Origin of the sequence: Cytobacillus sp. Bac17 (genome assembly GCF_024519925.1) — a bacterium.
In the GTDB taxonomy this organism is placed as follows: Bacteria; Bacillota; Bacilli; order Bacillales; family Cytobacillaceae; genus Cytobacillus; species Cytobacillus pseudoceanisediminis.
The window spans coordinates 157,951-175,876 of record NZ_JALJRC010000002.1; the positions used below are offsets into that span (position 1 = coordinate 157,951).

The window sequence follows — 17,926 nt, forward strand, 5'->3', positions numbered from 1 at the left end:
TCACTGCATGACAATCCCTTTAATCCGTATTTATCCTTTTGATGCAAAGAATTAGAACATACGGCAGGAATGTTCTGCATGATTTAATTATGACTAGATACTAATATCATACGATAAGACCTTATAAAACTTCAACATCCTATTATGTACTGGATAATAATTTCTCTATCCATCCTGTGTTCCATTTTAATATTTTTCTAATTTTTTGTGAAATATTTAAGGATTTTACATGAAATTCAGCCAGATTTCTATAGTAAACAGGACTTTTATATTATGCACTTATATGAAAAAGTTACCAAACATAAAATAAAATTATAAAAGGGAGCCCGCAGGAATTATGCAGGCTCCCTCTATATTATTTACTTTTCAACCTGGAACTCAACGGCGACTGCCTCAAGCTGTCCAATTTCGTTCCTTACTTCCTGAATGATATTGTTTGCAGCAGAAGCTGAATGATCTTTTGCTTTAACCGTAATTTGAACCTTCTTGCCGTCAGCACGGACAAGTACATCTTCATAATCCATCGCTCTGATTAATGTTTCAAGCATCGCTTCTTTTTGGGCGATTTCATTTAATTCATCAATTTGATCTTTTGCCTTCATTCTTTCTTCAGCCGGAAGATCTGTTTGCCCAAGAACTGACGTAAGGTCTTCCTTCATGCGGCTGCGCTCATCGTCAAGCTGAAGGCGCAAAGTTTCAAACATTTCATCACTGGCAGTGTTTGTAATAATCGCCTTGCCATCTTCACTTTCAACTGATTCCATTTCACCCTTTGCCTTCTCTTCCATAGCAGCCAGGTCACTGCCTTTTTGCTCCGGAGATGTTACATAATATACGGATAATACAACCACCAAACTTAGCATTGTTAAAAGCCAGACTGTTTGTTTCTTTAAAAGCATCTATTATTCCCCCTTTGTTTTTTTAGGCATTACGGATACTCTATGACTTGGGACATCGAGTGCCCTTGTTACTGCCTCAATAATCCATTTTTTCACTTGTATATTTTCTGCCCCTTTTGCCACGACCAGCACTCCCCTTATTTCAGGTTTCTTGGTTTCTATGACAATCGGAACCTCTTTTTCTCCATTTCGGACGATCACAAGCTGTTCTTCCTGTGACTGATCCTCAACCTTCCTTTTGCCGCCTTCCCGATCAGTTTCATCGGTTTTCTGTGTTTGGGTCGTTTTATTTTTTTCAAGGACTTTCTTCTCTGTGGCATCCACATTTACCACAACTGTTGCATCTTCAACCCCTACGATTGCATCAAGGGCCTCTTTTATTTGAGCTTCGTATGCCTTTTCATAATTGGAGATTGTATCATTTCCTCCGGATTTCTGCTGGCCGAATACCGGCACCTCTTCTTTCTGCTTCGCTTCTTCCCCATTTTTAAAAACGGACAAATCCTCGGTGGAGCTGTCTTCTTGAAACAGTGTATTGCTGATCAGCATGATCGCTGCTCCAAAAAGGAGAACTAGAAGCAAATAATGGAATTTCCCAGGCTTCTTGTCAGACTGCCCGTCTTTGGAAATTATCTTTTTTATCCACGTGAAAGGTCCTTTTTCATTATCCATCCTTATCCATATTCCCCCCTTCTGCCAGAACTTCGATTGAGTTTGCGTCTACATTCCACTTTTGTGCGAGAAAAGAAGCGATTCCTTTTGTGTCTTCATGATCGGGTCCGCTGGATGGAAGAGGTTCCCCGGTATTGATATCCACTGTTTTAACCACTTCTACAGCTTCTGCTTCTGCATCTTCTGCTTTAAGTTGGATCATGACCTTTTGCAGGTTATCCGGGAAGGCTTGATCACTGCTTTCATCTACTAAAATATCAATGTTGGCAATTTCCAGACCGTACTGTTCCATCAACTCCTCTTCTGCGTCCTTTTCCATTTGGACAGCCATTTGTTCTAAAATATATGCATCACTTGAGGCTTGTATTTCTTTTTTCTTCATTTCTATTAAATTTTCCATGTTTTTTTCACCAGATGCCTCAAAAACTGGCACTGAAACAAGAGCCTCTTCAAAATCACTTGATATAATTCTTAAAATCGGTGTAAGAATAATCGCAATCAGCAGCAGCCCTGTCACCATTTTTGTGTATTTCTGAAGCTTTGAATTGGGGAGGAGCATATCTATGACAGTGGCAAGCAGAACAAATAATATGATGTTCGTTACCCATTCTTTTATGAAATCCACTTCATTCCCTCCCTACCTGACCATCATGGTCAAATTACCGGCTGCTATAATAACCGTAATACTAAGGAAAAACATCAGGGAGACGATGGCCAGAGCGGCAAAAACATAGATGATGCTTTTGCTGATTATATCCAGGCAGGATATGATCGGCCCTCCCCCCAGCGGCTGTAAAATGGCAGCCGCGAATTTATATATAAACGCAATCATTAAAATCTTGATTGCAGGAAAAGCTGCGATAATAAGGAGAATGGCGACTCCTGCTATCCCAACAGTATTTTTCAATAGCACCGAAGCGCTAATGACTGTATCGGTCGCATCTGTAAACATCCTCCCAATGACTGGAATGAAATTTCCAGTAATAAATTTCGCTGTACGTATGGTAATTCCATCGGTAACCGCCGCTGAGGCTCCCTGAACTGAAATGACTCCTAAAAAGACTGTCAGGAACATGCCGAGAAGTCCTATGCTCCAATTCCGCAGCAGATTGGCAAGCTGGGTTACCTTGTAATGCTCTGACAATGTACTGACGATGCTTAACAGAGCGGATAAGAATAAGAGTGGAAGGATGATATACTGGATAAATAGTCCGCTGACATTCATCAGAAATAAAATCACCGGGTGGAAAAAAGCAGCGGATACCACACCTCCCGAAGAAGCAATCAGTGCAAGCAGCAGCGGTATTAGAGCCATTATGAATGACACCATGGTTGAAATGGTTTCCTGTGTATAAGTGATCGCAACATGAAAGCTATTCAGTGCAATAATTATTAAAACCATGAAAACGATTGAATAGGCCGCTTTACTGACAGTGCTTTTTTCAAATGAATTCTGCAGGGACTGGAGGAACATGCTAAATACCGTCAGCAATATTAAGGTTCCAAGCAGTTTTCCATTTACAATAAACTCATGGAACACAAACTTCATTGCGCCGGCAGCCCACTCTTTTAGTGAGAATTCTTTTTCTCCCTTTATAAATTCATAAAGGCTCCCCTTTTGGCTTTCAGGCAAAAAGCCTCCATACTCTGTTGTGATTTCTTCCCAAAACCCTTTCAATTCATTAAGATCTAACTTCTCCACCTGTGATTCCACTAAATCCTGGGGGGATATCGTTTCCTCTGCTTCGCCGGTCTTAGGTGAGGCTTGTACAATTGGTGCCAGGAAAAAGAATAGAATTAAGCTTAACCATAACGTTTTCTGCATCCTTTGCTTCATTTTTTTCACCTCTTTTAAAAGACCCTGTCTAATGCCCGCAATATGTGCTTGTCCATTCCGGCGCCCAGCCTATTCAGCAGGCCGGCATAAGCTAGCTCGGAATCATGCGAATGATGGTTTCGATTAATACAGTAAGGATCGGGATAGCCATGGCGAGGATAAGTATTTTCCCGCCCATTTCAATTTTTGCTGCAATGGCCCCCTGACCTGCATCTTTCGTGATCTGGGCTGCAAATTCAGCAATATAGGCTATTCCGATTATCTTTAAAATGGTTTCAACATATACGATATTCACCTTTGCATTGACGGCAATCTTTTCAATCATATGGATAATGGCATAAATTTGGTCTACCAGAAAAAGAAAGATGGCACAGCCGACAAAAACAATCAGCAAAAAAGCAAAATTGGGTTTTTGCTCCTTAACAATCAGCGCCAGGAAAGTGGCTACAAGCGAAAATCCGACTATCTGCAGAATTTCAATGGCTGAGCCCCCCTTTTAACCCTGAAACAAAAAAACAGATTTTATTTTTTGGAATAGGTTATCTACAATGGAAGCAACCATGAACAAGATATATATAAATCCGAACAGCGTCACCCATTGTGCGTATTCCTTTTTGCCCACCTGATCAAGAATAGTATGCAAAAAGGCTACAACAATTCCGACACCTGCAATCTTAAATATGATATCTACCTCTAGGCCCATCTTTTCTCCCCCTAAGCTCTGATCAGCGTCCGGCATTCAGGCTGCCGGCGTTTCCTACATTAGTAAAATGATTAAGAGCAATCCAGATAAAAAACCCAGACTTTTGACCATTCTCTCGTATTTCACTTGTCTGTCATGTGCATCTGCTTCTTCACGTTCCAGGTGGGAAAGGGTCAGCATAATCTGCTTTTGCTGGGAAAGACGGTCATGTCTTCCAAGTGTTTCGCCAAATTGCTTCATAATCTCGAATTCCCCTTGTTTAAAAGCCGTCATTTTCCATATTTCCTTCAAACTTTCTTCCCAGGCGTCCTTAACGGTCGTCTCGGAATCAGTCAATTTCTTTGCAAAGGATTCAAAGAACCAGGATAATGGCTTGGAAAGCTGGGCAGAAAGTCTTCTGGCTGCTTCATGAAGTGGCGTATGTCCATACATAATTTCAGCCTCCAGGGACTGCAGTGCCGATTTAAGCTGGCGAAGCTGGCGCGGCCGTTCGGTCAGATGCCTCGAAGCTTCAAATCCTGCCCACGTTGTAGCAACGATGATCAAAACAGCTCCAATAACCTTCATCATTTACATCACGCCCGCTTTATGAGGATATCCCGCACTGTCTGAGTTTCTAATGCACACAATGCTGCCTGGCCCTTCTTTCCTGCCCAGTTCAATAAATCGCTGAAAAATGCCCATTTCCAATATGGCTTTTAAAGTGGGGCGCTTCTTAATTTCTTCCAGTGAATTCCCATGTGTAGTCATTATCAGCTTTATTCCGGCATTTACAGCCTCCATTATGGCCTCTGCATCTTCATGCCTGCCAATTTCATCAACAACCAGAACCTCGGGGCTCATGGAACGAATCATCATCATCATGCCTTCAGCTTTTGGACAGGCATCAAGGACATCAATTCTATTCCCAAATGTCATTTGCGGAATCCCGTTCACACATCCTGCTATTTCGGAGCGTTCATCCACAATCCCAACCTTGCTGGCAGGAAAGTCATTATTTGGATCACCAGATGAAATGATTCTTGCAATGTCGCGCAGTAAGGTGGTTTTACCAGTCTGCGGCGGACCAATAATCATGGTATGCAGCCACCCATCCCTGTAAATTCTGGGAATCAGATTCTGGGCAATGCCAATTTTCTCCCTGGCAATTCTTATGTTAAAAGAGGAAATATCCCTGATTGCCTTAACCTTCCCTTGTTCAAGAATGACCTTCCCTGCTAGTCCTACCCTATGGCCGCCTTCAATCGTGATATAACCTCTCTTCAGTTCTTCCTCCAGTGTGTAAATGGAAAAATGGCTTATTTTATTCAGCAAATGCACAGCATCCTCTGACTCAACTATATATGGGAGATAATGCGGCATCCCCCTTGCTGTCAGCTCAATGGGTCTGGAAATACGGACCCTGATTTCCTCCAGATCCTCTAAGATTTGCGGAGGGATTCTCTGTATTTGTTCGGCAATTTTTTTCGGCAAAAAGGCTATAATCGTTTCCATGTCTGCTCCTCCATTCATCATCTGATTTCGGACTAGCTTCTCATTATTTAAAATGTATGCCTGAGGCAAAACAATATGACTTAGATTTGCAAGCTTCACAATTATTTAGGACAAGCTTTTTGCTGAGTAAAAAAAATCTTTTTTTCAAAAAATAATCCAATAAGAACATTGAAAAAGGCTGGTGTCAATTTATGAAAGCTAAATGCACTTACATTCTGGTTATTTTTCTTCTTTTAGTCCTTGGCATCTTCCCTTCAGAAGGAATGGCTCTTCAGGGAAATACAAAAGGACCGCAAAATGTCATTCTTATGATTGGAGATGGAATGGGAATAGGCCAGATTGAGATTGCAAGAAAACTGGAATATGGAAAGGATGGGCGGCTGTTCCTGGAATCTCTCCCCCACACGGCATTGGTGCATACCGAATCTGCCAATAATTTTGTTACAGACTCAGCTGCCGGTGGTACTGCACTTGCAATTGGAAAAAAGACGAATAATGAAATGATTGGAGTTACTCCTGATGGCAAGGAAATAGACAGCATTCTGGATTTATTCAAGAAAAACGGAAAGAAGGCGGGGGTTATCTCTACCAATACAATTACAGATGCAACACCTGCCGCCTTTACAGCAAGTGTTTCAAACAGATGGTCCGGACAGGAGGAAATTGCACGCCAGCAGCTGAATAATGAGGTCGATGTGTTAATGGGAGGCGGGAGAGCCTATTTCGGCCCGGATAAGCAAAATGGGAAGGATTTAATTAACGAGGCCAGGCTGAAAGGGTATGACTATGCAGCCAATCGGGAGGAAATGCAGAATGCCAAAGGGGGAAAGCTTCTCGGATTGTTCAATAATGGATATATGAACTTTAAACTGGACCGTCCTCTAAAAAACAGCAAAGAACCAAGCTTAAAAGAGATGACTGAAAAAGCGATCAGTGTACTTTCAAAAGGAAAACAGGGATTTTTTCTTATGGCAGAAGGCGCAAGGATTGACCATGCTTCTCACGCAGGCGATATTACAAGCATCTGGAAAGAAACCATTGAATTTGATGAAGCTGTAAAATATGCAGTTGAATGGGCAAAAAAGGACAAAGAAACACTGGTATTGGTTGCCGCTGATCATGAAACAATGGGGATATCAGCATCAGAACCGCTGGATATACAGCAGTTAAAAGAAATCAAGGCGACGCCGCAGTATATGGTCAGCCAATTTGCAAAAGGTGAAAACAGAGGTACTTACCGGTCAGAAAGCGTGAAGGATGTTTTAAAAAAGTATGCAAATATTGATTTAACCGAGCAGGAAATTAAAGCATTTAATGGCAAGCTGATGGCCACAGACAGCCAAGTTTATCCTCAATATATAGCAGCATGGGAAATAGGAAGCCTGATTGCAGAAAAGTATCATGGGGGCATTTTAACAAATAAAGTAAGATCTCTCAGCTCAACCGGCGGACATACAGGCAATATGATCCCTTTATTTGCTTATGGCAATGGAAGCGAAACTTTTACAGGAGTGATGGAGAATATAGATATCCCAAAGAGAATTGCGCAGCTGATGAATTACAGCTGGGATTAATTATGTAGCATTTTCTCTCTTTCCCCGGCGTAATTCTAGAATGATACCTCAATGAAAGCGGGGAATGAAATTCATGTATTATTATCAGCCCTTTGTCCGCAATTCTGTACAAACAGGTAGCCATTCCAGATCAAACAGAAATATTTTAAGGGTTTCAGGTGAGGGAAAGCTAGCTGTACAGCCTGACCAGGCTAACATAAAACTGGGAGTTTTAACAGAAGACAAGGAGCTTCTGAAGGCACAGGAACAGAATGCAGCTGCCATTTCAAGTGTCAAAAAGGCTCTTAATGCTATTGGAATAACAGATCAGCAGATTAAAACGTCCGATTTCACCATTTTTCCGCAATACGATTTTGTGGATGGCAAGCAAATTTTCCGCGGATACAGGGTCGAGCATATACTAGGCATTACTGTCGATGAGATAGAAAATACGGGACTCGTTGTGGATACAGCAGTGAATAATGGTGCAAACACTATCAGAGGAATTCATTTTGAAGCTGAAAACCAGTCTGAATTGTACCGGCAGGCATTAAGTCTGGCCGTTATGGATGCTTACAAAAAGGCAGAAACAATTGCCTCTGCACTAAGAGTACAATTAATCAGCACCCCGCTATCCGTTGCGGAAGGAACTTTAGGCATGGAGCAGCCTATTTCGTTTCAATCCTCCACTTTTGTGAAAAGTGCCGTCAGTACACCTATCCAGCCGGGAACCATAGACATAGAAAGCCAAATCACAGCAGAGTTCACATATTATAGTTAAAAGATCTTCGTCTTATAATCTTGAGGATAAAGCTAATACTAATAATGTCTCACTTAGTAACTTCCCAGAGAAATGAGGTTTAAGGATGAATGAGAACTTAGGTGAATTTTTAAAATACCAGAAAAAAGGCGACAGGGCTTATCTTGGCGGAACACGCGATAACAGAAATGCTCCTGCATCTGACCCTGATTATAATAATCGCAATGATACTGACATATCCCCTGGAGCTGAAGGCAGGAAATATAAAGGATAAAAAAAATCCCGAGAAATCGGGATTTTTTTTTCAAATTATGCACGAGACACGTAGGAACCATCAGTTGTATTGATGATCAGCTTATCCCCTTCATTGACAAAGAAAGGAACTTGTACAGTCAGGCCTGTTTCAAGTGTAGCAGGTTTCGTTCCGCCGGAAGCAGTATCCCCTTTAATGCCTGGTTCTGTTTCAGTCACTGTAAGTTCAACAGAGTTAGGAAGCTCGATTCCAAGAGACTCTCCCTGGTAAAGCATAATAGCAACTTCCATGTTTTCTTTTAGAAACTTTAATTCGTACTCAATTGCAGATGCAGGCAGCTCGATTTGCTCATAAGACTCATTGTCCATGAAAACATGCTGATCTCCATTTGCATAAAGGTATTGCATTTTGCGGTTATCAATTTGTGCCTTCCCTACTTTTTCACCTGCGCGGAAGGTTTTTTCCTGAATGGCACCTGTACGGAGGTTGCGCAATTTGGAACGTACAAATGCCGCTCCTTTTCCAGGTTTAACGTGCTGGAAATCCATTACACGCCAAATGCCGTTATCAACTTCAATCGTCAATCCCGTACGAAAATCGTTTACAGAAATCATGAGTTTGTCCTCCTATTGTGTACAATTAAAGAATGATCAATTCTTTAGTAGAATGAGTAAGCGTTTCGTTGTGATCCTTTGTAATGACTGTATCGTCCTCAATGCGGACACCGCCAAGGCCCGGTATGTAAATGCCCGGCTCCACCGTTACAACCATTCCAGGTTCAAGGATAACATCAGACTTAAATGACAATGCAGGCCCTTCATGCACTTCAAGCCCGATGCCATGTCCGGTAGAATGGCCAAAATACTCGCCATAGCCTTTACCAGAAATATAATCACGAGTTAAGGCATCTGCTTCTTTGCCGCTCATTCCCGGTTTGATGCCTTCCATCCCCCGCTCCTGAGCTTCCTGCACGATTGTATAGATTTCTTTCAGCTTATCTTCAGGTTCTCCAACAGCAACCGTGCGGGTAATATCTGAAACATAGCCCTTATAATAAGCGCCGAAGTCCAGTGTGACAAAATCGCCTTTTTCGATAACCTTATCACTGGCGACTCCATGCGGAAGTGCTGAACGGTATCCGGATGCTACGATGATATCAAACGATGATGAAACTGCACCCGCTTTTCTCATAAAAAATTCTAATTCATTCGAAACTTCCAGTTCAGTAATTCCCGGCCGAATGACATCAAGAATATGTTTAAACGCAGCATCTGCAATGTCAGCTGCCACCTTTATTATCTTAATCTCTGATTCGGTCTTTATCAAGCGTAACTTTTCAATTGTGTCAGAAACAGGGACAAGTTCAGCGTTAACAGCTTTTTCATAAGCCTTATAGGAAGAAAAAGTTAGATGATTCTCTTCAAAGCCAAGCTTTTTGATCCCAAGCTGTTCAGCCTGTTTGGCAACTTCTTCAGGAATTGCACCAGTATGCTTTACAATTTCATACCCTTCACACTGTTTAGCTGCCTGTTCCGTGTAGCGGAAATCGGTTATGAAGATTGCTTTATCCGCACTGATTAATACGACGCCGGCTGAACCGGTAAAGCCAGTCATATAGCGGCGATTGTAACTGCTGGTAATCAGCATTCCATCTATCCCAGACTCTGTAAAGCGTTCGCGTAATTTTTGTATTTTCTCCATCTTATCCTCTCCCCTTTTGAATATCCAATAATGCATGAAAAGCAAGTTCATATCCTTTAAAGCCCAGGCCAACTATTTGCCCTATTGCAGCAGGTGCAATGACAGAAGTATGCCTGAATTCTTCTCTGGCATGAACATTAGAAATATGTACTTCGATCAAAGGAACCTGGATTCCTGCAACAGCATCCCTGATCGCATAACTATAATGGGTAAATGCCCCGGGATTGAAAATAATACCCTGTGTGCCATCTTCATTGGCGGAGTGAAGCTTGTCAATGAGTTCCCCTTCATGATTTGACTGAAAACAGGACACTTCTGTCTCAAACGAAGCACCCAATGCTTTCATATTTTGCTCCAGCTGATCAAGCGTTTCTTTTCCATAAACACCTGGTTCCCTTTTGCCGAGCAGATTTAAATTCGGCCCATTTAACAGGAGTATTTTCCCCATGTTCAACCCCCTTTAACATAGTTGCTGACGGGCCTCTCTTTCTATTCAAGTCATTTCCCTGACAGCATCGAAAAAGAATGCCCATTAAGAACATTCTATCATAAAGCAAAATTTCATACAGTTCTGATGTATAGCGCTTTTCGCATAATTTTTCATCATTTAACAGCAATCGTGCACAAAGATAAAACATTCGTCATTATGCTTTGTTCATCAAGTTAAATCCGGATCTGTGCGGGTCTTTTTTTCATCTTCAGTCTTGCCTCTGATTTCTTGGGCTTCATATGAAATGGAATACCCTACGAAAACGCCAAATAATATATAGAAACAGATCGATGTGATAATTGTATTCCGCTCAAGATCCCAAAACGGGCTGATTCCAGGAAAGATTGGGTTGAGTATAAAAAATACCAGTAAAAAAAGGGCAACTCCATAGCCAGCCCCCACGAAAATACTTTGAAATTTCCGCAGCGCTGCATAATAAATTAAGGCCGCCACAATTGATATTCCTCCAATAAAGAGAATTGAGATCAATGTTCCCAGCCAGCCCTCTTTCCAGGCACCAATCGTCCAGGGTTCGAGAATGACATTAGGGCGAATTTCGGTAAAATTAAACACGTATGCCAGATAGGCCAGGCCGCTCCAAAGAATGCCTCCAACCAGTCCGGTAATGACCACCATTGCCATAAAAGACATTGGTTTTTCCCTTTGATCCTGTTCCAAGCGCTCCTTTTCTTCTGCCACTTTGCGCCACCTCCTTTTCCTATTATGTCCACACGCATTTATTCCATTGCATCAGATTTAAAATAAATGCAGATTGGATTAACCATCCTGCAAAGATCGTCCATATTTTTTATATAATTTCCTGTTGTATAGAGGTTTTATGAGATTTTAGGTCGAATAAAATAATTAATGATACAGTCCTTTGATTTTGTGCTTATTTGAGGTAATGTGTGTTCCGGGACTTGTGTGCATAGCATAAATTTAAGTAAAGGCAGCATGCATCTATTCCCGATACTTATTAAAAGATATATTCCGCTGTTTAAATTGTAAAGAAATAGGAAAAGAAAAATATGAAGACAACTTTCATTAATTATTTCGATAAACTTTAGCTTATATAGTTTAAAAGCTTATAAAATTGCTCATCATGCTTTTAGGGAGGTGGCTTTCTTGAAAAAACCATTTACATTTTATATTGTCTCCGGGCTCATTTTGCTAGCTGTTATCGGAGTTGCCGTCAGCCTGATCTCAAATCCTGCCGGTTTTTTGCAGAGAATAGCTGTCATTGTCATCATTGGTGCTGTTGTATACTTTCTTTTTCAGCGCTTTAACAGATTTAATCCCTCAAAGCGGGAACAGCGAGCTTTTATAAAGGCAGCCAAAAAATCAAAAAGGCGCTTTAACAATAAAGAAACGGGCTCAGCCAATGGAAGAAAGGCTTCTGTAGGTTCCCTTACTTCAATTAAAAAGGCTAAGAAAAAATCTTCTCCACACTTGACAGTCATAGAAGGCAAAAAAGGCAAAAAGAAAAATCGAGCCTCCCTTTAACTCGGGCTCGATTTTTTATTTTTATATGATAAGTCCTGAATTCTGGGGAACCTTCAAGAATCGGGCTCTGGCTTTTCTCTTTAATAGCTCCATGATGAAAAAAATTGCTCCGCACATTGCCTGCCGTGCTCCAGAAGATCTTTCTTCTTCTGCTCGGTTATATTAAATTCAGCAGTCAGCACGCCATCCGTTGGAATGAAAATAATGTTTTGTGCATGTTTTCTGGAGATGTATCTGGCATCATGTGCATCCTTCATCGTTTCAAAAAGCGCAGCATACATTTGGATGGCGTTGTCAATTTTATTCGGCGGCCGTTCGCTTAAATTATGGCTTAACTTTATCCCGAGGACTGGCCTTGTCTTTTTCACGTTTTCCTTATCAAAAAGCCACATGGGAAAATTGCTTAGAACCCCGCCATCCACAATGACACTCGAGCTGCTGTATGCGTTCAGCTTAACCGGCTCAAAAAAATACGGGAGACTGCAGCTCATCCTTATCGCCTTTGCTACCGAAAACGAAGCGGGGTCAATCCCATAATTTATAAGATCATCGGGCAGTACTACCAGTCTTCCGTTTGTCAGGTCAGATGCTATGACTCTCAGCGATTGCGGAGGAAGGTCTGAAAAGGTTCTAATCCCCCTGTCAGCCAGCTTTTGAGCAATCCAGGTTTCCAGCTCGGATCCTTTATATAATCCCAGCCGCCAATAAAGGTTAAGCCATTTTCCGACTGCGAAGGGAATAAAGGTTTTTCTTTCATCAAGAAGCTTTTTTACATCAAACTCATCGACGAGCTGATATATTTCATCACTTGTATAATTGGCAGCAATTAAAGCAGCAACGATGGAACCAGCACTTGTTCCCGCAACCCGCTTAAATCGAAAACCTCTTTTGTGAACTTCCTCATAAGCACCGATTAACGCAAATCCCTTGATGCCTCCTCCTGAAAAAACCCCATCTATATACATGTAAGCCACTCCTGTCGATGTACTTGCCCATAGAGGAACTCTTACTTATACATCTTTAATCAGGAGCTTTTTAAAATAGTACGGCTGACAAGCAAAAACTCAGGTTTAGGTGAAATATTGCACTTCTGCTTCTGGAAAATAAGAGTGAATATACCCCCTAATTGTATTTTCAAGATCCTTTGCTTCATCAGTCGGATAAACATACTTGCCTATTCCATATCTTCCCCACTTATATTTGCGTTTTTCTTCATCCATTTCCAGCTTTGTTTTCGGGTAGCGTTTTTCAATTACCTTTTTGGCTGGTTTTGTAAATCTGTGCTGGATTAACTCGAAAGTTAATCCTTCCAGATTGATGCCTTCGAGCGATTTGCTTAACCTTTGAAAAAGTTCATGATAGCCTTCACGCCAATCATCATGCATGTAAATAGGCGCTACGATAAAGCCAAGCGGGTAGCCGGCATTAGCTACTTTGCGGGCAGCTTCAAGCCGATCGTCGAAAGAGGAAGTGCCCGGTTCAAAGTTTTTTATTACAAACCGCGAATTAACACTAAATCGAAATCGGGTTTTCCCATTATGTTTAGCATCAAGCAGATGGTCGACATGATGATACTTAGTGACAAAGCGGAGCTGGCCATACTCCGTCTGGCCAATAAATTCAATTGTTTTTTTCAGAGAATGGGTCAAATGATCAATCCCTACGATGTCTGAAGTACATGCAGCTTCAAATCGTGTAAGCTCCGGCTTTCTCTCCTCCATATATTTAGAGGCCTGCTCAAAGATTTCTTCAAGGTTTACATACGTGCGAATATATGGCTTGCTTCCAAGTGTGGTTTGCAGATAGCAATAGTGGCAGTGGCCCATGCAGCCTGTAGCAAGCGGAATGGCATATTCTGCCGAAGGCTTGGATGTATCAAATTTCAGAGTTCGTCTGATGCCTACCACCAAAGTGGATTTCGCATTGCGGTACTTTTGCAATTCGTTATCACCGGGAATATTTCTCACCTGGTTATGTGATGTTGTTTCCCTAATTTCCAAGTTCATTTTTTCAAATTTTTCCTTTAGCTCTCTTCCTAGGCGATATTCGAGAGCTTGAAGTTCTATATAAACTAGCTGAGGGATAAATGGCTTCATTAGGCATACCTCACTTTATCAATTTGTCCTGCCAGCGGAAAAATGTCAGCAGAACCCTATGTCTGTAGTATGAACCAATTAATCCAACAGCAAAAAAAGAAGATGGAACAATTATTTCCATCTTCTTGGTTCGTTTAAATTATTCTTTTATAAACCGCATTTCAGCTGGGCATTACAGTTTGTGCAAGTATTGCAGCCGCCGATTTCTTTGACTTTTCCTTTACGGCATACTGGACATGTATTGCCGACTTCCGAACCGATTGTTACATCGGTTGAACGCAGGTCGCTGATTGTATCAACCAGAACTACATGCTGCTTTGATTTTTCTTTTTTAACTGTATCTGTATCTTCAAAGCTGTTATCTTCAGCTTTCAGCGTCAATACTTGAGAATCGCGTGAGCCGTCTACATAGACAGTGCCGCCCTTTGCACCGCCGCGGTATAAGCGTTCATACACTTGCTCAACCTGTTCAACACTGTAGCCCTTCGGTGCATTTACTGTTTTACTGATCGAGCTGTCGATCCAGCGCTGTATAACACATTGAACATCTGCGTGGGCTTCAGGAGCCAGATCCATTGCTGCCACAAACCATTCAGGCAGATTATTAGGATCTGCATCCGGATTGCGGTCTAAATATTCCTGAACAATATCTGCCTTTACTTCAATGAACTTGCCTAAGCGGCCGCTCCTGAAGTATGAGAAGGAGAAATATGGTTCAAGACCTGTAGATACTCCAACCATGGTACCTGTGGATCCAGTAGGTGCAACAGTCAGAAGATGTGAATTACGGATTCCGCTTTGTAAAATGGATTCACGGATATCCTCAGGCATTTTCTGCATGAAGCCTGTTTCTGTAAAAGCTTTGCGCAGGCGATTTGTTTCTTCAGCATTTTCACCTGTTAAGAATGGGAAGCTCCCTTTTTCCTCCGCAAGCTCTACAGAAGCTCTGTAAGCTGTTGCTGCAATGGTTTCGAAGACTTTGTCAATCAGCACATTGCCTTCCTCAGAACCATATTCTGTTTCACAATAGATCAGCAGATCATGAAGCCCCATAACGCCAAGACCAACACGGCGCTCGCCTAAGGCCTGCTTTTTGTTTTCTTCAAGGAAGTATGGTGTAGCATCTATTACATTGTCCTGCATACGTACTCCCACTTCAACAGTACGCTTCAGCTTTTCAAAATTAACGGTCTTATTTTCCTTATCTGCCATTTCTGCAAGGTTCACTGCTGCAAGGTTGCAGACTGAATATGGTGCAAGAGGCTGTTCGCCACACGGATTTGTTGCTACAACCTTTTGTCCGTAAGCCTGTGCATTGGTCATGTCATTGGCATTATCAATAAAGAAAATACCTGGCTCTGCCGAGTATGTTGCACAGATATTAATCAGGTTCCAAAGTTCTTTCGCTTTGATTTTGCGGTGAACACGGACTTTATAGCCAAGTTTTCCCCATTCTCTGACGTCACCGACTTTATGCCATTCTTCGTTGTAGGTTTTCATGGTATCAGCATCATATGATTCAACATCCGGGAAGCGAAGCTCATATTCTGCATCATTTTCAACTGCATCCATAAATTCTTTTGTCAGGCAGACTGAAATGTTTGCCCCGGTCAGGAATTCAGAATTATGAACACTGTAAGTACCGCCAGTCGCCAGTTTTTCTTCAGCATCCTGTATGATTTTATCGCTGAAACCGCCATAGCCGGGAATGCTCTTGTAATTGATAATACCCTGGTACATGGCTATTTCCTGTTCAGTAAATGGAGTGAATTTTAATTTTTCTTTAGCATATTTTTTTATTGTATCATCATTTGTATTTTCAAGAAGGAATCGTAAAATTCTTGGGTTTTGCATTTTCGAGATGATGAATTCGATGATGTCCGGGTGCCAATCTGCCAGCATAATCATCTGAGCACCTCTGCGGGAACCTCCCTGCTCCACAAGGTGTGTAAGCTTCGCAATATCATCAAGCCAGGATACTGAACCCGATGACTTGCCGTTTACTCCTTTAGCCAGTGTGTTGCGCGGCCTTAGGGTTGAACCGTTTGTCCCAACTCCTCCGCCTCGGCTCATGATTTCCATTACCTGCTTTCGGTGCTCGGAAATTCCTTCACGGGAGTCCTGTACGAATGGCATTACGTAGCAATTGAAATACGTAACATCTGTGTCGGCACCCGCTCCATACAATACGCGGCCAGCCGGAATGAAATTCAAGTTTTTCAATTCCTGATAGAACTTTTCAAACCATTCTTTTCTTTTTTCTTCGGTTTTCTCAACAGATGCCAGGCCTGTTGCGTTACGCTTGGCGATTTGCTCATAGAAGATTTCAAGGGGTTTCTCGATTACATCAAGAGGCTTTGTAATAATGCCTGTTCTCGATTCTTCCGGATCATCCAGTACTCCTCTGTAGTCTTCCTCGACTAAAACCTTGGCTGTCTTGTTTTCCCAGTCAATATCCTGGATGAATCCTAAGCCTCGTGCCGGAAATTTTGGATCTTCCTTGATTGTGAGGACGACGAAGTCACCGTTTGTGAGTGTCACTTTCTCGGTGTCTTTGAAGGTGTAACGATCTAGCATAACTAAGCGGGAAACACCTTTGTGGGTCATTTTCATATCTGGGGTTACAGGGTGAACCTGAGGAAAAAGACGGATATCCTTGTTTAAACGATCAATGTTCAATTTCATTTTTTGTCCTAGAGCAACAGACATTGTTACAACTCCTTCTAAATTCAATTATCAATTTGTGTAAGCATTCTGGCAGATAGGGTAAATCTATCTGTTTTAAAAGAGTACCCTAAAGTTACCATACCTCAAACCCCAAAATCAATATATAGTGTCCTAAATATTTTCGACACCACTACATATTGTGTCTAGTTCAACTAAAAGTGATTTTGTCAAACTTAAAATATACCAAAATTTAAAGAAAAACAGAGTTAATAGCCGATTTCCGACAATTAACGATAAATTTTAACATATTTTGAAGCTTGCACTTTTACAGGGCAACAATTGGAAAATTATTCATTAAAAAAAGAGAAAAAGCGACATTGCCGCTTTTATCTCTTATAGTTCCAGTCATCACTTTCATATCGCTCTTTTGCGATTTTTTGTACATATGCCATTTCTTCATCTGTAAGCTTGTAAGGTTCAAGTTCAATATTCAAGCCTTCTTCAAATCCCTTTTTGAAAGCTGCTTTTGCTTGATCCAGGGTAATTTTTTCAGTTGTCAGCTCATTTATAGCAACAGCTTTATTCTTAAAAGCTTTTTGCATTCTCTCTTTGACTCTGTCATTCGGATACTTGAACAAGCTGAACAGCTTGTCTTCATCCAAATCAAGCAAAATGGAACCATGCTGAAGGATTACCCCTTTTTGCCTTGTTTGTGCACTCCCAGCCACTTTACGGCCTTCTACAACAAGTTCATACCAGCTGGGGGCATCAAAACAAACAGCAGATCTTGGATTTTTCAGAGAGTCCCTTTCTTCAGCTGTCTTCGGCACTGCAAAATAAGCTTCCATCCCAAGTCCGTGAAAACCTTTTAAAATCCCTTCCGAAATAACTCTGTATGCTTCAGTTACTGTATTCGGCATTTCGGGGTGGGCTTCAGGTACGATCACACTGTATGTGAGTTCATGTTCATGAAGTACGCCTCTTCCGCCTGTAGGCCTTCGGACAAATCCCAATCCATGCTGCTTCACAGCTTCCATATCTATTTCTTTTTCAACCTTTTGGAAATAGCCGATTGAAAGAGTCGCCGGATTCCAGCCGTAAAAACGGATTACAGGAGGCATTTTGCCCTCACTGTTCCAGTCAAGCAACGCCTCATCCAAAGCCATATTAAAAGAAGGTGACCCCTCTTTTGAATCGATAAAACGCCAAACCTCTTTAGTCATATGTAGCCCTCATTTTCAGATTCTTTAACTAGTCATTTGCGGTTAATAGTCTACCAAAATTCCAGTGAAATTTAA

Annotated in this window: 20 protein-coding genes; 4 read left to right on the top strand and 16 right to left on the bottom strand. The window is 41.5% G+C overall.

Going from position 1 to position 17,926, the window contains the following annotated elements:
• Window positions 1-359: 359 nt before the first annotated feature.
• The 8 genes from NR125_RS05130 to spoIIIAA form a co-directional block, all read right to left on the bottom strand.
• Window positions 360-899: a SpoIIIAH-like family protein gene (locus NR125_RS05130; RefSeq protein ID WP_009332900.1), complete on the bottom strand. Its 540-nt coding sequence runs from the start codon at window positions 897-899 to the stop codon at window positions 360-362.
• Window positions 900-902: 3 nt separating this feature from the next.
• Window positions 903-1,571, bottom strand: a complete 669-nt coding sequence (gene spoIIIAG / locus NR125_RS05135) for a stage III sporulation protein AG (protein WP_009332901.1) — start codon at window positions 1,569-1,571, stop codon at window positions 903-905.
• Window positions 1,564-2,196 carry a stage III sporulation protein AF gene (gene spoIIIAF, locus NR125_RS05140; RefSeq protein WP_009332902.1) on the bottom strand — a complete coding sequence of 211 codons (633 nt, stop codon included), beginning with the start codon at window positions 2,194-2,196 and terminating at the stop codon, window positions 1,564-1,566. The genes spoIIIAG and spoIIIAF overlap by 8 nt, the downstream gene beginning before the upstream one ends.
• Before the next feature lie 12 nt (window positions 2,197-2,208).
• Complete coding sequence (gene spoIIIAE / locus NR125_RS05145) at window positions 2,209-3,408, bottom strand: stage III sporulation protein AE (RefSeq protein WP_019380190.1); 1,200 nt, start codon at window positions 3,406-3,408, stop codon at window positions 2,209-2,211.
• 91 nt (window positions 3,409-3,499) lie between these two features.
• Window positions 3,500-3,889 (bottom strand): stage III sporulation protein AD, encoded by a 390-nt coding sequence (gene spoIIIAD, locus NR125_RS05150; RefSeq protein WP_172581968.1) that lies wholly within the window; start codon window positions 3,887-3,889, stop codon window positions 3,500-3,502.
• Window positions 3,890-3,904: 15 nt separating this feature from the next.
• On the bottom strand, window positions 3,905-4,111 hold the full coding sequence (spoIIIAC, locus tag NR125_RS05155; protein ID WP_009332905.1) for a stage III sporulation protein AC: 207 nt from the start codon (window positions 4,109-4,111) through the stop codon (window positions 3,905-3,907).
• A 54-nt stretch (window positions 4,112-4,165) separates the two neighbouring features.
• Window positions 4,166-4,681, bottom strand: coding sequence for a stage III sporulation protein SpoIIIAB (gene spoIIIAB, locus NR125_RS05160; RefSeq protein WP_009332906.1), 516 nt, complete (start codon window positions 4,679-4,681; stop codon window positions 4,166-4,168).
• Window positions 4,682-5,605, bottom strand: a complete 924-nt coding sequence (gene spoIIIAA / locus NR125_RS05165) for a stage III sporulation protein AA (RefSeq protein WP_019380189.1) — start codon at window positions 5,603-5,605, stop codon at window positions 4,682-4,684. It abuts the gene before it with no gap.
• 191 nt (window positions 5,606-5,796) lie between these two features.
• Between spoIIIAA and NR125_RS05170 the strand changes: the two genes are divergently transcribed.
• The 3 genes from NR125_RS05170 (at window position 5,797) to NR125_RS05180 (ending at window position 8,192) form a co-directional block, all read left to right on the top strand.
• Window positions 5,797-7,179, top strand: coding sequence for an alkaline phosphatase (locus NR125_RS05170; RefSeq protein ID WP_019380188.1), 1,383 nt, complete (start codon window positions 5,797-5,799; stop codon window positions 7,177-7,179).
• A gap of 64 nt (window positions 7,180-7,243) precedes the next feature.
• Window positions 7,244-7,939 (top strand): SIMPL domain-containing protein, encoded by a 696-nt coding sequence (locus NR125_RS05175; RefSeq protein WP_256814788.1) that lies wholly within the window; start codon window positions 7,244-7,246, stop codon window positions 7,937-7,939.
• Between the two features lie 85 nt (window positions 7,940-8,024).
• Window positions 8,025-8,192, top strand: coding sequence for a hypothetical protein (locus NR125_RS05180; RefSeq protein ID WP_009332910.1), 168 nt, complete (start codon window positions 8,025-8,027; stop codon window positions 8,190-8,192).
• Window positions 8,193-8,227: 35 nt separating this feature from the next.
• Here the strand turns inward: NR125_RS05180 and efp are convergent, their stop codons facing one another.
• From efp to NR125_RS05200, 4 genes are all read right to left on the bottom strand, one after another.
• Entirely contained in the window at window positions 8,228-8,785 is a 558-nt protein-coding gene (gene efp, locus NR125_RS05185; RefSeq protein WP_009332911.1) for an elongation factor P, read from the bottom strand.
• Window positions 8,786-8,810: 25 nt separating this feature from the next.
• Window positions 8,811-9,872 (bottom strand): M24 family metallopeptidase, encoded by a 1,062-nt coding sequence (locus NR125_RS05190; RefSeq protein ID WP_009332912.1) that lies wholly within the window; start codon window positions 9,870-9,872, stop codon window positions 8,811-8,813.
• A gap of 1 nt (window position 9,873) precedes the next feature.
• Window positions 9,874-10,320: a type II 3-dehydroquinate dehydratase gene (aroQ, locus tag NR125_RS05195; RefSeq protein ID WP_009332913.1), complete on the bottom strand. Its 447-nt coding sequence runs from the start codon at window positions 10,318-10,320 to the stop codon at window positions 9,874-9,876.
• A 210-nt stretch (window positions 10,321-10,530) separates the two neighbouring features.
• Window positions 10,531-11,061 carry a YqhR family membrane protein gene (locus tag NR125_RS05200; protein ID WP_009332914.1) on the bottom strand — a complete coding sequence of 177 codons (531 nt, stop codon included), beginning with the start codon at window positions 11,059-11,061 and terminating at the stop codon, window positions 10,531-10,533.
• A 417-nt stretch (window positions 11,062-11,478) separates the two neighbouring features.
• Between NR125_RS05200 and NR125_RS05205 the strand changes: the two genes are divergently transcribed.
• Window positions 11,479-11,865 (top strand): SA1362 family protein, encoded by a 387-nt coding sequence (locus tag NR125_RS05205; RefSeq protein WP_372675453.1) that lies wholly within the window; start codon window positions 11,479-11,481, stop codon window positions 11,863-11,865.
• Window positions 11,866-11,945: 80 nt separating this feature from the next.
• Here the strand turns inward: NR125_RS05205 and NR125_RS05210 are convergent, their stop codons facing one another.
• From NR125_RS05210 to NR125_RS05225, 4 genes are all read right to left on the bottom strand, one after another.
• Window positions 11,946-12,830 carry a patatin-like phospholipase family protein gene (locus NR125_RS05210; protein ID WP_217033148.1) on the bottom strand — a complete coding sequence of 295 codons (885 nt, stop codon included), beginning with the start codon at window positions 12,828-12,830 and terminating at the stop codon, window positions 11,946-11,948.
• 105 nt (window positions 12,831-12,935) lie between these two features.
• A complete protein-coding gene (gene splB, locus NR125_RS05215) occupies window positions 12,936-13,961 on the bottom strand; it encodes a spore photoproduct lyase (protein ID WP_256814789.1) in 1,026 nt (341 codons plus the stop codon).
• A gap of 147 nt (window positions 13,962-14,108) precedes the next feature.
• A complete protein-coding gene (locus tag NR125_RS05220; RefSeq protein WP_256814790.1) occupies window positions 14,109-16,670 on the bottom strand; it encodes a vitamin B12-dependent ribonucleotide reductase in 2,562 nt (853 codons plus the stop codon).
• A gap of 344 nt (window positions 16,671-17,014) precedes the next feature.
• Window positions 17,015-17,851 (bottom strand): lipoate--protein ligase family protein, encoded by an 837-nt coding sequence (locus NR125_RS05225; RefSeq protein ID WP_019380183.1) that lies wholly within the window; start codon window positions 17,849-17,851, stop codon window positions 17,015-17,017.
• Between the last annotated feature and the right edge of the window lie 75 nt (window positions 17,852-17,926).

Excerpts from the sequence above, each read along its gene's own strand:
- NR125_RS05225 (WP_019380183.1), bottom strand. The coding sequence starts at position 17,851 with ATGACTAAAGAGGTTTGGCGTTTTATCGATTCAAAAGAGGGGTCACCT.
- efp (WP_009332911.1), bottom strand. The coding sequence starts at position 8,785 with ATGATTTCTGTAAACGATTTTCGTACGGGATTGACGATTGAAGTTGAT.
- spoIIIAC (WP_009332905.1), bottom strand. The coding sequence starts at position 4,111 with ATGGGCCTAGAGGTAGATATCATATTTAAGATTGCAGGTGTCGGAATT.
- NR125_RS05170 (WP_019380188.1), top strand. The coding sequence starts at position 5,797 with ATGAAAGCTAAATGCACTTACATTCTGGTTATTTTTCTTCTTTTAGTC.
- NR125_RS05190 (WP_009332912.1), bottom strand. The coding sequence starts at position 9,872 with ATGGAGAAAATACAAAAATTACGCGAACGCTTTACAGAGTCTGGGATA.
- NR125_RS05210 (WP_217033148.1), bottom strand. The coding sequence starts at position 12,830 with ATGTATATAGATGGGGTTTTTTCAGGAGGAGGCATCAAGGGATTTGCG.
- spoIIIAE (WP_019380190.1), bottom strand. The coding sequence starts at position 3,408 with ATGAAGCAAAGGATGCAGAAAACGTTATGGTTAAGCTTAATTCTATTC.
- NR125_RS05220 (WP_256814790.1), bottom strand. The coding sequence starts at position 16,670 with ATGTCTGTTGCTCTAGGACAAAAAATGAAATTGAACATTGATCGTTTA.
- NR125_RS05180 (WP_009332910.1), top strand. The coding sequence starts at position 8,025 with ATGAATGAGAACTTAGGTGAATTTTTAAAATACCAGAAAAAAGGCGAC.
- spoIIIAB (WP_009332906.1), bottom strand. The coding sequence starts at position 4,681 with ATGATGAAGGTTATTGGAGCTGTTTTGATCATCGTTGCTACAACGTGG.
- spoIIIAA (WP_019380189.1), bottom strand. The coding sequence starts at position 5,605 with ATGGAAACGATTATAGCCTTTTTGCCGAAAAAAATTGCCGAACAAATA.
- spoIIIAG (WP_009332901.1), bottom strand. The coding sequence starts at position 1,571 with ATGGATAATGAAAAAGGACCTTTCACGTGGATAAAAAAGATAATTTCC.
- splB (WP_256814789.1), bottom strand. The coding sequence starts at position 13,961 with ATGAAGCCATTTATCCCTCAGCTAGTTTATATAGAACTTCAAGCTCTC.
- NR125_RS05175 (WP_256814788.1), top strand. The coding sequence starts at position 7,244 with ATGAAATTCATGTATTATTATCAGCCCTTTGTCCGCAATTCTGTACAA.
- aroQ (WP_009332913.1), bottom strand. The coding sequence starts at position 10,320 with ATGGGGAAAATACTCCTGTTAAATGGGCCGAATTTAAATCTGCTCGGC.
- NR125_RS05130 (WP_009332900.1), bottom strand. The coding sequence starts at position 899 with ATGCTTTTAAAGAAACAAACAGTCTGGCTTTTAACAATGCTAAGTTTG.